The 12,093-nt window shown below is 72.0% G+C and carries 13 protein-coding genes; 12 read left to right on the top strand and 1 reads right to left on the bottom strand.

The window, feature by feature from the left end; translation table 11 throughout:
- The first annotated feature begins 96 nt into the window (after positions 1–96).
- The 6 genes from VJR25_RS15320 (at position 97) to crcB (ending at position 5,118) form a co-directional block, all read left to right on the top strand.
- Positions 97–1,494, top strand: a complete 1,398-nt coding sequence (locus VJR25_RS15320; RefSeq protein ID WP_324116574.1) for an ATP-dependent DNA helicase — start codon at positions 97–99, stop codon at positions 1,492–1,494.
- Positions 1,495–1,589: 95 nt separating this feature from the next.
- On the top strand, positions 1,590–2,873 hold the full coding sequence (locus tag VJR25_RS15315) for a serine hydrolase domain-containing protein (protein WP_324116572.1): 1,284 nt from the start codon (positions 1,590–1,592) through the stop codon (positions 2,871–2,873).
- Positions 2,874–2,932: 59 nt separating this feature from the next.
- Positions 2,933–3,763 carry an EamA family transporter gene (locus VJR25_RS15310; RefSeq protein ID WP_324116576.1) on the top strand — a complete coding sequence of 277 codons (831 nt, stop codon included), beginning with the start codon at positions 2,933–2,935 and terminating at the stop codon, positions 3,761–3,763.
- A gap of 49 nt (positions 3,764–3,812) precedes the next feature.
- On the top strand, positions 3,813–4,304 hold the full coding sequence (locus VJR25_RS15305; protein WP_324116570.1) for a universal stress protein: 492 nt from the start codon (positions 3,813–3,815) through the stop codon (positions 4,302–4,304).
- Complete coding sequence (locus VJR25_RS15300; protein WP_324116568.1) at positions 4,301–4,735, top strand: CrcB family protein; 435 nt, start codon at positions 4,301–4,303, stop codon at positions 4,733–4,735. The genes VJR25_RS15305 and VJR25_RS15300 overlap by 4 nt, the downstream gene beginning before the upstream one ends.
- A complete protein-coding gene (gene crcB, locus VJR25_RS15295) occupies positions 4,735–5,118 on the top strand; it encodes a fluoride efflux transporter CrcB (RefSeq protein WP_324116566.1) in 384 nt (127 codons plus the stop codon). Before VJR25_RS15300 ends, crcB begins: the two co-directional genes overlap by 1 nt.
- A gap of 28 nt (positions 5,119–5,146) precedes the next feature.
- On the opposite strand, the gene VJR25_RS15290 is transcribed toward crcB, so the two are convergent.
- Positions 5,147–6,067 (bottom strand): Lrp/AsnC family transcriptional regulator, encoded by a 921-nt coding sequence (locus VJR25_RS15290; RefSeq protein WP_324116564.1) that lies wholly within the window; start codon positions 6,065–6,067, stop codon positions 5,147–5,149.
- Between the two features lie 208 nt (positions 6,068–6,275).
- Between VJR25_RS15290 and VJR25_RS15285 the strand changes: the two genes are divergently transcribed.
- The 6 genes from VJR25_RS15285 to VJR25_RS15260 all read left to right on the top strand — a co-directional run.
- On the top strand, positions 6,276–7,127 hold the full coding sequence (locus VJR25_RS15285) for a transporter substrate-binding domain-containing protein (protein ID WP_324116562.1): 852 nt from the start codon (positions 6,276–6,278) through the stop codon (positions 7,125–7,127).
- 39 nt (positions 7,128–7,166) lie between these two features.
- Entirely contained in the window at positions 7,167–7,940 is a 774-nt protein-coding gene (locus VJR25_RS15280; RefSeq protein ID WP_324116559.1) for an amino acid ABC transporter permease, read from the top strand.
- Positions 7,937–8,719: an amino acid ABC transporter ATP-binding protein gene (locus VJR25_RS15275; RefSeq protein ID WP_324116557.1), complete on the top strand. Its 783-nt coding sequence runs from the start codon at positions 7,937–7,939 to the stop codon at positions 8,717–8,719. Before VJR25_RS15280 ends, VJR25_RS15275 begins: the two co-directional genes overlap by 4 nt.
- A complete protein-coding gene (locus VJR25_RS15270; RefSeq protein ID WP_324116555.1) occupies positions 8,709–9,707 on the top strand; it encodes a C-terminal binding protein in 999 nt (332 codons plus the stop codon). Before VJR25_RS15275 ends, VJR25_RS15270 begins: the two co-directional genes overlap by 11 nt.
- A 15-nt stretch (positions 9,708–9,722) precedes the next feature.
- Positions 9,723–11,417 (top strand): amidohydrolase, encoded by a 1,695-nt coding sequence (locus VJR25_RS15265; RefSeq protein ID WP_324116553.1) that lies wholly within the window; start codon positions 9,723–9,725, stop codon positions 11,415–11,417.
- Positions 11,414–12,093: thiamine pyrophosphate-binding protein (locus VJR25_RS15260; RefSeq protein ID WP_324116551.1), on the top strand; the 680-nt coding region annotated here is incomplete at its 3' end. The genes VJR25_RS15265 and VJR25_RS15260, both read left to right, overlap by 4 nt.

Genomic DNA, 12,093 nt, shown 5'->3' with positions numbered 1-12,093 from the left:
CGCGGGGGCGGGCGCGCGGGACGGGCCCGGGGACGGGCCGGGTGACGGGCTGTGGAGAGGGGCGCGGGGGCGGCATCCCGGCCTAGCATGGACAGGATGTCCCCCTCCGCCCTCTCCCGGCCCGAGCTGTCCGCCGAGCAGCGCGAGGTCTTCGAGCTCATCGAGGGGACCCGCGAGCACGTCTTCGTGACCGGGCGCGCCGGCACCGGCAAATCGACGCTGCTGAACCACCTCGCGTACCACACCGAGAAGCAGATCGCCGTCTGCGCGCCCACCGGCGTCGCGGCGCTCAACGTCGAGGGCCAGACGATCCACTCGCTGTTCCGGCTGCCGATCGGACTCATCGCGAACGGCGAGATCGAGCAGTCGGATGCCACCCGCAAGGTGCTGAACGCGATCGACACCCTGGTCATCGACGAGATCTCGATGGTCTCCGCGGACCTCATGGATGCCATCGACCGGTCGCTGCGCAAGGCGCGCGGCCGGCGCGGCGAGTCGTTCGGCGGCGTGCAGGTCGTGATGTTCGGCGACCCGTACCAGCTCGCTCCGGTGCCGCCGCGGGGCGACGAGGCCCGGTACGTGCAGGACCACTACCGCTCGTTCTGGTTCTTCGACGCGCACGTGTGGACCGGCAAGCCGGCCGGCGACGGCATCCTCGACATCGGCGAGCACGGCGCGGACCTGCACATCCGCGAGCTGCGCGACATCCACCGGCAGTCCGACGACGCGTTCAAGGCGATGCTCAACGCGGTGCGCTACGGGCGGGTCACCGCCGACATCGCGAAGGTGCTCAACGACACGGGCGCCCGGCGCCCGCCCGACGCGGGACCCGACGAGCCGCCCATCATCACGCTCGCGACCCGCAACGACATCGTCAACTCGATCAACAAGCGCCACCTCGACGCGCTGCCCGGCCGCGCGCTGACGGCCCGCGCCGAGATCACCGGCGACTTCGGCCGGGGCGAGGCGAACTATCCCGCCGACTCCGAGCTGCAGCTGAAGACCGGGGCGCAGGTGATGTTCCTGCGCAACGACACCGGCGCCGGGTTCGGCGAGGGGCCGCGCTGGGTGAACGGCACGATCGGCACCGTCACGCGCATCGCCGGCGGCAGCGTGCTGGTCGACGTCGACGGCGAGGAGCACGAGGTCGAGCCCGCGGTATGGGAGCGCATCCGGTACGCGTACGACCCGGGCTCGAAGACCCTGAGCCGCGACATCGTCGCCGAGTTCACGCAGTTCCCGCTGCGGCTCGCGTGGGCGGTGACGATCCACAAGTCGCAGGGCAAGACGTACGACCGCGCGGTCATCGACCTCGGCTCCGGAGCCTTCGCCCCCGGGCAGACCTACGTCGCGCTGTCGCGGCTCACCTCGCTCGAGGGGCTCTACCTGTCCCGCCCGCTGCGCCCCCGCGACATCCAGGTCGACCCCGACGTGCGCCGGTTCATGTCCGGCGCGCAGCGCCCGCCGGCCGCGCCCGCGGCGCCGGGATCCTGACCCGCCCGCACGCGTTCAGCCCGGTCATACCGGCGTCCGGCACGATGCACTGTGTTTGAATGATCGGAGACGTCATCAGGGGGAGGATGCCGGTGGTGGACAGGGCGCGACGCATCAGCCGCTTCGCCGTGGCCGTGGCATCCATCCTCGTCGCCGGCATCGCGCTCGCCGGATGCAGCGCCGCGTCCGGCGATCCGGTCGCCGTGCCGACCCCGCCCACCACGGCCGATCTTCCGGCGGCTCTGCAGAAGCAGCTGCGCACCGCGGTCACCGAGGCCATGAAGGCGACCGACTCGTCGGGCGCGATCGTCACCGTCACCGCTCCCTGGGCGGGCACCTGGACGGCGGCCCTCGGCGTCACGTCTCCAGGCGGCAAGACCCCGGTGACGACCGACATGACCTTCCGCGCCGGGCAGATCACCCGCGCCATGACGTGCGACGCCCTGTACCGGGTCGCCGCCGCGGGCAAGGTGAAGCTGACCGACAGCATCGCCGACTACATGGACGGCATCCAGTCGCTGAAGGACGCCACCCTGGGCGACCTGTGCGACAGCACGTCGGGCATCGGCTCGTACGGCGGACAGCTCGCCTCCGACGAGCTCGACAACCCGGGGCGTGCGTGGGATCCGAACGAGCTCATCGCGTACGGACTCGGCGCCACCCCCGACGGCGTCTCGCCCGGCGACGCGTACAGGGCGTCGGATGCCGGTTACGTGCTGCTCGGTCAGGCGCTGCAGAAGGCCACCGGCCAGACGCCGGCGCAGATCCTCGCCAACCAGGTGTTCCGGCCGCTGGGGCTCACCAGCACGGCCCTGCCGGGGGATGCCCCGAACGAGCCGGTGGTCGGCGACTCCACCGCGCTGCCCGGCTACGTCGTGCGGCAGGACGCGAAGGGGAACCTGCAGTGCAAGGCCCCCACCGACATCACCACGATGTCGGCCAGCTTCGGCTCGACCGACTCCGGCGTGGTCACCGACATCACCGACCTCAGCACCTACGTGCGCGCCCTCGCGACCGGGGGACTCGTGCCCGACAAGAGCCGGTTCGAGAACGCGCTCGCCGTCAGCACGTCGAGCCCGGTGTGGTTCACGGCCGCCGGCGGGGCGGTCAAGGCGGGCACGCTCATCGGGCAGTACGGCAAGATGCCCGGCTACCTGACGGCGGCCTTCTCGGAGCCCACCAGCGGGCTCACGGTCGCCGTGGTGCTGAACAACTCCACGGCGGACCGCACCCCGATCCTCTCGCTCGCGTGGGAGCTCGCGGCGCTCGCCTCGAAGGCGCCCGCCACCGCCGGTGAGACCGCGCCGGCCGCCGGGCTGCCGTGGACGGCCGCGACGTACGCCGCGAAGGTCACCGCACACCCGATCTGCGGATCGTGACCGTGCGCGCCGTGAGCCGGCGCACCCCCGCCCCGGCGATCGTGCTCGTCGTGGCCGGGATGCTGGTGCAGGAGGTCGGGGCATCCCTCGCCGTCACGCTCTTCCCGCGCGTCGGGCCCGCGGGCATGACGATGCTGCGGCTCGTCTTCTCGGCGGTCATCCTGCTGGTCGTCGCCCGGCCGTCGCTGCGCGGGCACAGTCGGCGGGCGTGGCTCGCGGTGGTCCGCTTCGCCTTCGCGCTCGTGTGCATGAACTCGCTGTTCTACTTCGCGCTGCAGCGGCTGCCGCTCGGCGTCGCCGTCACGATCGAGGTGCTCGGGCCGCTCGTGCTGTCGATCGTCGCCGCCCGCCGGGCGTCCGCGTGGCTGTGGGCGGTGCTGGCGCTCGCCGGCGTCGCCGCGCTCGGCGGCGGGGGATGGAACCGGCTCGACCCGCTCGGCGTGGTGTTCATCCTCGGCGCCGCGGCCGCATGGGCCTGGTACATCCTGTCCTCGGCGCGCGTGGGGCGCGAGTTCCCGCAGCTCGACGGGCTCGCCTTCGCGATGGCGCTCGGCGCCGTGCTGTCGCTGCCGCTCGGCATCTGGCAGGCCGGACCGGCGCTGCTGCAGCCGGTGCTCCTGGCCCAGGCGCTGGGCGTCGCCGTCCTGTCCAGCACGATCCCGTACACGTTCGAGCTCATCGCGCTGCGGCGGGTGCCGGCGGCGGTGTTCGCGATCTTCATGGCGATCTCGCCGGCGACCGCGTCGCTGGCCGGGTTCGTGCTGCTGCACCAGTCGCTGACGTGGCTGGAGATCGCCGGCATGGTGCTCGTGATCGCCGCCTCGATCGGTGCCGTGCGGTCGGAGGCGCGCGCCGGGCGTCCCGTCGTCGAGGCCGAGCCGCTGGCGTGACCGGCCGCCCGGGCGCGGCGCATCTGGCAGACTGAGCGGAGGAGTGGCGATGAGCGCAGTGATCGTGGTCGGGGTCGAGGACCGGATGCCTCCGCTGGTGCTGGTCGAGGCGGCGCGCATCGCCCGCGATCTCGGCGCGGAGCTGGTGTGCGGGCACGTCGACCGGTCGCAGTACGCGATCTCGGAGGACCCGGACGGCACGGTGCACTCGCGTCCCTTCGACCCCGATCTGCCCGAGCAGCCCGACGCCGTCTTCCCGGAGGAGCTCACCGCGCGCATCGGCACGGTGCTGCAGGGCGCCGGCCTCGGTGACGTGACGTGGTCCGGGCGCGAGCTCGCCGGAGACCCCGCCCACGCCCTCGCCCACCTGGCGAACGTGCTGGATGCCCGGCTCATCGTGGTCGGCACGCACGAACCCGGGGCGCGCGGCGGCCTGCGCGAGTTCTTCCAGGGCTCGATCGCGACGCACCTCGCGCACCGGCAGCACCGGCCGGTGCTCGTGGTGCCGCTCGGCGGCACGCATCCGGGTGCCGACGCGTGAGCGGCCCGTCCAGGCCGCTGCATCTGCGCTGGGGGGCGATCGGGCTGGTCGTGGCCGGCGGGGCGGTCGGCACGCTGCTGCGCTATCTGCTCGCCCTCGTCGTGCCGGCCTGGCGCGGGATGCCGCTCGGTGTCTTCGTCATCAACGTGACCGGCGCGTTCGTGCTGGGCTGGCTGCTCGAGGCGCTGACCCGCGGCGGCCCCGACCAGGGCGGGCGGCGCATCGCACGTCTGCTCGTCGGCACCGGCGTGCTCGGCGGCTACACCACCTACAGCACGTTCGCGGTGGACACCGACGGACTGCTGCTGACCTCGCAGTTCGGCGCGAGCGCGCTGTACGGCCTCGCGACCGTGATCGTCGGGGCCGCGGCATCCGTCGCCGGCGTCGCGGTCGGGGCGGCGCTCGCCCGTCGGCGGGCGGGGGTGCGCTGATGGCGGCGCTGTGGGTGGTGCTCGCGATGTCGCTCGCGGGCGGGGTCGGGGCCGGATGCCGCTTCGTCGTCGACGGCTTCGTCAAGGCGCGCGTGCGGCTGGCGTACCCCGTCGGCACCACGCTCATCAATGTGACGGGATCGTTCCTGCTGGGCCTCGTGACCGGCCTGGCGACCGCGCACACCCTGCCCGCGGAGTGGCGGCTGATCCTCGGCACGGGATTCCTCGGCGGGTACACGACGTTCTCCACCGCGAGCCTGGAGACCGTGCGCCTCGCCCAGGAGGGGCGGTGGCGGGCCTCCGCGCTGAACGCGTTCGGGATGCTGGCCGGCTCCCTGCTGGCCGCCGCGCTCGGGCTCTGGCTCGGCGGCCTCGCCGCCTGACCGCGACCCCGGTTCAGCCCGTCCCGGTTCAGCCGGCGTCGCGGGCGGCGCGGATGCGGTTCAGGCTGTTCTGGTAGCGCTCCTGGTGGATGCGGGCATGCATCCACTGGTCGACCTGGCGGATGCCGGCCGTGGTGCGCAGGCGACCCAGCAGGTCGGTGAACTCGGCCAGGCCGGGGAACGTGATCGTCGCGACCATGTCGTAGCGGCCGACGCCGCGCGCCAGGAACTCCAGCGCGGGCTCGGCCAGCAGCAGCTCGAGTGCGTCGGCGTCGTCGCCGTCCAGCACGATGCCGAAACCGAACGCGAGCCCCTCGGCATCCGCCTTCTCGCGCCGCACCACCGCCCCGATCTGCATGGCGCCCGCCTCGATGAGCCGGGTCACGCGGATGCGGCATCCGCTGATGGAGAGTCCCACCTGCTCGCTCAGCTCGGCGTAGCCCAGCCGGCCGTCGTCCTGCAGCAGCTCCATGATCTGCAGGTCGACCTCGTCGAGGGAGTGCGGGATGAGGCGGGGCTCCTCGCCGAGGAAGAAGCTGCGCAGCATCCGCTCGTAGAGCATCACGGCGACCTCGTGGACACCGGGCATCGCGCGCACCGCGCGGACGGCGGTCTGCAGCTCGCTGAGGGACGTGGTGTGCAGCTCGATGACCAGCTGCATGGGCCCGGTGATCTCGGAGATGAACACCGTCGCCTCGATCTGCGCGATGCGCTGCGCGAGGGCCTTGATGTCGCCTTCGGCGCGCACCATCAGGTGCGCGAGCACATCGAGCCCCAGCAGGCGCGGATGCACGGCCGCGATCACGCGCAGCGATCCGTCGTCGAGCATCGGGGCGATGCGGCGGGTGATGTTGGCCCGCGTGGTGCCCAGCTGACGGGCGAGATCGCTGAACGAGGTGCGTCCGTCGCGCCGCAGCAGTGCGATCGCGCCCTCGGTGATCTCGTCCACGGGTCAACCGTAGCGCATTCGGGCGCAGAGTCGATACAACTTTGCAATCTCGCCGCTCGCGCATGACTGACACGTCGCCAAGAGTCGACATGGAATGCCGCTCGCACGTTGCAAGTAGATGAAAACTGCAAAATTGTATTGACAGGGTCGCTCGGGGCGTGCATCATCGTCATCACACGGCAACCCGACTCTTCATTGGAGAAGAACCATGAATCTGCGTGTCCTCGGTCTTGCGGCGGTCGCCGCAGCGGCGGTGCTCACCCTGAGCGCCTGCTCCGGCGGCTCCTCCGCCTCCACCCCCGCGTCCAACTCCAAGGCCCCGGCCGGTCTCATGACCTCCGGCACCCTCACCGCGTGCATCGACCCGGAGTACGCCCCGCTCGAGTACTACAAGAACGGCTCGTCGGGCGACATCGTCGGCTTCGACGCCGACGGCGTGCGCGCGCTCGCCGCGAAGTGGGGCGTCACCCCCAAGCTCGTGGCCACCTCGTTCGACGGTCTGATGCCGGCGCTGAACGCGGGTCGCTGCGACATCGTATGGAGCGGCCTGTACCAGAGCGACGCGCGCAAGGCGATCTCCGACTCCGCACCGGACATGAAGGCCGGCCCCGTCGCCGTCGCGGCGCCCGACTTCGCTGCCAAGCTCTCCACCCCCGAAGACCTCTGCGGCCTGCGCGTGGTCACCCAGTCGGCATCCGCGAACTCCACCGACGTCGCCGACGTCTCGAAGAAGTGCGTCGCCGACGGCAAGAAGGCGATCCAGCAGAGCAACTACCCGCAGACCGCGCAGACCGTGCTCGCGGTGCTCAACGGCAAGGCCGACGTGCTCGTCGAGACCAACGTGGGCGCGGCCTACATCGCCTCGCAGAACGAGGGCAAGCTCGCCGTCGCGAAGAACGTCTTCCCGGCCGAGACCACGTTCGGCGTGTTCACCGCGAAGGGCTCCAAGCTCACCGCCCCCGTCGCCGCAGGCCTGAAGGCGCTCTACACCGACGGCACCCTCAAGAAGCTCGCCGAGCAGTACAAGCTCGACCCCGCCACGCTCGACGTCTACAACTGAGCGCGGCCCGGTCGCCGACAACGAACAGGGACAGACGTCATGGGTTTCGATCCGCACATCTTCTGGCAGCAGCTCACCAACCTCCAATACCTCTGGGGCGCCCTGCTGTCGATCGGGGTGGCGGCCGTCGCGCTGATCATCGCGGTGGTGCTCGGGTTCTTCCTCGCCCTCGGCCGCACCTCGGGCAACCGGTGGGGCCGAGGCGGGTCCGCCACCTACATCTGGCTGTTCCGCGCGATCCCGGCACTGCTGGTGCTGCTGATCATGTGGAACGCGCTGCCGCAGCTGATCCCGGTCTTCAAGGCCGACTGGTACACGCCGTTCATCGCGGCATCCGTCGGTCTCGGCATCGTCGAGGCGGCGTTCATGGCCGAGATCATCCGCTCCGCGCTGACCAGCGTCGACGACGGCCAGGGCCTCGCCGGGCGGGCGCTCGGGATGACGCCGGGCTCGGTCATGCGCAAGGTCATCCTGCCGCAGGCCATCCGCACGGCGCTGCCGCCGACCGGCAACGAGTTCATCGGCCTGGTCAAGTACTCGTCGCTGGCATCCGTCATCTCGTTGCAGGAGCTGCTGACCACCGCGCAGGTGGGGGTCAACACCACGTTCCGGTACGCCGAGTACTACGCGGTGGCGATCATCTACTACCTCGTCATCGTCACGATCATCACGCTCATCCAGGGCCGCATCGAGAAGCGCTTCGCGTGGAGCTCGCGCGGTGCGCGCAAGCTCCTGCTGCGCACCACCGCGACCGAGACGCAGGTCATCGCGGTGGGCCGCGCCCGCGGCGAACGAGAGGAAGTGAAGGCATGAGCGCCGCAACCGCCACAGCCACCCCCACCCTGCAGGTGAAGGGGCTGCACAAGAGCTACGAGGGACTCGAGGTGCTCAAGGGCGTCGAGTTCGAGATCCACCGCGGCGAGGTCAAGGCCGTGCTCGGCCCGAGCGGCTCGGGCAAGTCGACGATGCTGCGGCTCATGGCGCTGCTCGAGCCCGCCGACCGCGGCGAGGTGCTGCTCGGCGGCACCCGCATCGGCTCGACCGGTCCGGCCGACAAGCCCCGTCACCATCACGAGCGCAAGCTCGCCGTGGAGCGGCGCGACATCGGCATGGTGTTCCAGCGGTTCAACCTGTTCCCGCACATGAACGCCCTCGACAACGTCGCCCTCGCGCTCATGGACGTGCAGAAGGCCGACAAGGCGCAGGCCAAGGAGCGCGCCTACACGATGCTCGAGCGCGTCGGACTCGGCGAGCGGGCCGGTCACTTCCCGTCGGAGCTCTCCGGCGGACAGCAGCAGCGCGTCGCGATCGCCCGGGCCCTGGTGCTCAACCCGCAGGTGATGCTCTTCGACGAGCCCACCTCGGCCCTGGACCCGGAGCTCGTCGGAGAGGTGCTCGACGTGATGGAGCAGCTCGCCGCGGAGGGCATGACGATGATCGTCGTCACCCACGAGGTGCGCTTCGCCCGCCGCGCCGCCGACGAGGTGTCGCTGTTCGACTCAGGCGTGCTTGTCGAGCAGGCCGCCCCCGACGAGTTCTTCGACAACCCGCAGCACGAGCGCACGAAGAGGTTCCTCAGCCATGTCCACTGACCCGCGACCGCTCGCCGTCTTCACCGACACCGAGGGCATCGACCCGGCCCCGGGCATCGAGATCCTCGAGGCCGCCGGCTTCCGCGTCGTCCGGCTGGAGACGCGCGACGCCGACCGGATCGTCGAGGCCGCACAGGATGCCGAGGCCCTCCTCGTGGGCTACGCCCCGATCACCGCCGAGATGATCGAGCGGATGCCGCGGCTGCGCATCATCGCGCTGCTGTCGATGGGCTACGACAACGTCGACGTGCCGGCGGCCACCGCGGCCGGCGTCTGGGTGTCCAACATCCTCGGCGCCGCCACCGACGAGGTCGCCGCGCACGCCCTCGGGCTCGCGCTCGCCGCCCGCTCGATCGACCGTGCCGCCCGGACCACCCGCGAGGGCGGCTGGAACCACGAGCACGCCCCGAAGGTGACCACCGAGTGCACCGTCGGGGTGCTCGGCCTCGGCCGCATCGGGCGCCGCTTCGCCGAGTTCGCGGCGCCGCTGTTCGGCGAGGTGCTCGGCACCGACCCGATGCTGCCCGACGACGAGAACACCCGGAGGATGCTGGCGGATGCCGGCATCCGCCGCGTCGGCCTCGACGAGCTGATCGCCGCCTCCGACGTGCTGTCGCTGCACGTGCCGCTCACCGACGAGACCGCCGGACTGGTCGACGCCGACGTGCTCGCCGCCCTGCCCGAGGGCGCCGTGCTCGTCAACGTCAGCCGCGGCGGGCTCGTCGACGAGGACGCCCTGCTCGCCGCCCTCGACTCCGGGCACGTCGCCGGGGCCGGCCTCGACGTGCTGGCCGTCGAGCCGGCGGCATCCGACCATCCGTTCCGCACCCACCCGCACGTCGTGCTCACACCGCACGTGGCCTACCTCTCCTCGCGCACCGGCCGCGAGTACGCGACCCGCCAGGCGCAGAACGTCGTCGCGGTGTTCGCCGACGGCGCCCCGCGCACGCCGGTGAACCGCCCGGCCGTGACCCTGCCCACCCCCTGATACGAAAGCGATTCCATGCGCAAGCTGTCCCTCCCCGATCGACCGCTCGAGGAGCAGGGCGCGAAGATCATCGTCGCCCGCCGCATCCGCACCCTCGACGACGCCGACACCGTCGCGAGCGCGATGCTCGTCGTCAACGGCCTCGTCGCCGCGACCGGCACCCTCGAGGAGTGCCGCACGGCCGCCCGGCGGTACACGGCGGGCGAGCCCGAGCTCGTGGATCTCGGCGACGCTGTGGTCGTGCCCGGCTTCATCGACGCGCACGCGCACCCGCTGATGCTCGGCCAGATGATGAGCTGGGTCGACTGCGGACCGCAGCGGGCGGGCAGCATCCCCGAGATCGTCGCGCTGCTTCGTGCGGCCGCCGAGCGCACCCCGGCCGGTCTGCCGGTACGCGGCTACGGATACGAGCAGCGCAACCTCGCCGAGCAGCGGCATCCCACCCGGTTCGAGCTCGACGAGGTCGCGACCGACCGCGAGGTGTACCTGATGAACGCGTCGGGACACGGCGGCGTCGTCAACAGCTTCACGCTGGCGACCTACGGCGTGACGCGGGACACCCCCGACCCGCAGGGCGGCGAGTTCTTCCGGGATGCCGACGGCGAGCTCACCGGCGAGCTGTCGGATGCCGCGTGCAACATCCTCACCGGCGTGCGCGGCGTGAAGATCGGCCACCACGGTCCCAACTTCCACCTCGGCGACGCTCCCGAGGAGCACGTGCGCCAGCTCGAGGCGGCGCAGCGCAACTTCCTCGCGGGCGGCGTCACCGCGATCGGCGACTGCCAGGTCTCGAGCCGCGAGTTCGACACCTACCTGCGCCTGTCCGAGAGGGCGGGCCTGCACGTGCGCGTGTCGATGTACCTGCTCTCGCACCTGCTCGACGACGCCCTCGACATGGGGCTGCGCGGCCAGTTCGGCAACGCCCGGCTGAGCTTCGCGGGCATCAAGCTGTACGCCGACGGCACGCTCGGCGGCTGGACCGCCTACTTCCCCGACGGCTACGTCGGCGACCCGTGCCGCACCGGCCAGCTGTACCACGAGCCCGCCGAGTACCGGAAGCTCATCGCCAAGGCGCATGCGGCCGGGCTGCAGACCGCCACCCACGCCCAGTCGCCGACCGCGATCGAGATGGTCGTCTCGGCGATCGAGGCGGCGCAGGCCGCCGACCCGCGCCCGGACGCCCGGCACCGCATCGAGCACTGCGGCCTGCCCACCCCCGAGCAGATCGCGCGGATGGCGGATGCCGGCATCCGGCCCGTCAACCAGCCGCAGCACTACTACAACTGGGGCGAGGGCGTCGAGCAGGCCATCGGCACCCCGGGCGAGCGCTTCAACCCGCTCGGCGAGTTCGTGCGCGCCGGCGTGCCCGTGACGATCTCGTCGGATGCCCCCGTGGCCGAGCCCCGGCCGCTCGAGGCCATCCAGGCGTCGGTCACCCGGGTCACGCGGCGCGGTCACAAGCTCGGCGCGGACGACCTCGTCATCGACACCGCCACGGCGCTGCGCGGCCACACCATCGAGGCGGCCCGGTCGATCGGCCGCGAGGACGACCTCGGCAGCCTGCAGCTCGGCAAGCGCGCCGACTTCGCCGTGCTCGCCGCCGACCTCGACGAGGTCCCTGCCGACGAGATCGGGCGGATCCCCGTGCTGCAGACCTGGATCGACGGCACCGTCCGGCACATCGGCGCCCGCGAGGCGGTGACCGCATGACCGTCATCGGCTCCCTCGACGCGGTCGACACGCTCGAGACGGATGCCGCGACCGCCGCCGGCGTCGCGGTCGACAACGCGGGACTCGCCGTGCTGCAGACCCTGCGCGGCTACGGGGTCGACACGGTGTTCGGCATCCCGGGCACGCACAACCTCGAGTTCTACCGGCACCTGCCGCGCCTCGGCATGCGCGCCGTGACCTCGCGGCACGAGCAGGGCGCCGGATACGCCGCCGACGGCTGGGCGCAGCGCACCGGGATGCCGGGCGTCGTCATCACCACCTCGGGCCCGGGGCTGCTGAACGCCCTGTCGGCGGCCGGCACCGCGTACTGCGAGTCGCGGCCGCTCATCCTGCTGTCGCCCGGCGTGGCGCTCGGCGCCGAGTTCGCCGACGTCGGCACGCTGCACGAGACGAAGGATGCCGTCGCGGCATCCGGGGCGATCGTGGAGTGGAGCCGGCGGGTGGCGACCGCCGCGGAGGCCGTGGAGGCGGTGCACGACGCGTTCGAGCTGTTCCGCACCGGGCGCCCGCGCCCGGTGCACATCGAGGTCCCGCTCGACGTGCTCGAAGGGGCGGCCGACGTGCCGCACGCCGACCGCGACGCGCGGCCGCACCCCGGATCCAGGCCCGCGGATGCGGCGCTCGTGGCAGAGGCGGCGGCCCTTCTCGCGGGGGC

This window comes from Microbacterium sp. (genome assembly GCF_035277845.1).
In the GTDB taxonomy this organism is placed as follows: domain Bacteria; phylum Actinomycetota; class Actinomycetes; order Actinomycetales; family Microbacteriaceae; genus Microbacterium.
The sequence above is the reverse complement of the archived record's forward strand: the minus strand, read 5'-3'. Positions and strand labels throughout refer to the sequence as shown.

Excerpts from the sequence above, each read along its gene's own strand:
- VJR25_RS15320 (WP_324116574.1), top strand. The coding sequence starts at position 97 with ATGTCCCCCTCCGCCCTCTCCCGGCCCGAGCTGTCCGCCGAGCAGCGC.
- VJR25_RS15310 (WP_324116576.1), top strand. The coding sequence starts at position 2,933 with ATGCTGGTGCAGGAGGTCGGGGCATCCCTCGCCGTCACGCTCTTCCCG.
- VJR25_RS15280 (WP_324116559.1), top strand. The coding sequence starts at position 7,167 with ATGGGTTTCGATCCGCACATCTTCTGGCAGCAGCTCACCAACCTCCAA.
- crcB (WP_324116566.1), top strand. The coding sequence starts at position 4,735 with ATGGCGGCGCTGTGGGTGGTGCTCGCGATGTCGCTCGCGGGCGGGGTC.
- VJR25_RS15275 (WP_324116557.1), top strand. The coding sequence starts at position 7,937 with ATGAGCGCCGCAACCGCCACAGCCACCCCCACCCTGCAGGTGAAGGGG.
- VJR25_RS15270 (WP_324116555.1), top strand. The coding sequence starts at position 8,709 with ATGTCCACTGACCCGCGACCGCTCGCCGTCTTCACCGACACCGAGGGC.
- VJR25_RS15285 (WP_324116562.1), top strand. The coding sequence starts at position 6,276 with ATGAATCTGCGTGTCCTCGGTCTTGCGGCGGTCGCCGCAGCGGCGGTG.
- VJR25_RS15305 (WP_324116570.1), top strand. The coding sequence starts at position 3,813 with ATGAGCGCAGTGATCGTGGTCGGGGTCGAGGACCGGATGCCTCCGCTG.
- VJR25_RS15265 (WP_324116553.1), top strand. The coding sequence starts at position 9,723 with ATGCGCAAGCTGTCCCTCCCCGATCGACCGCTCGAGGAGCAGGGCGCG.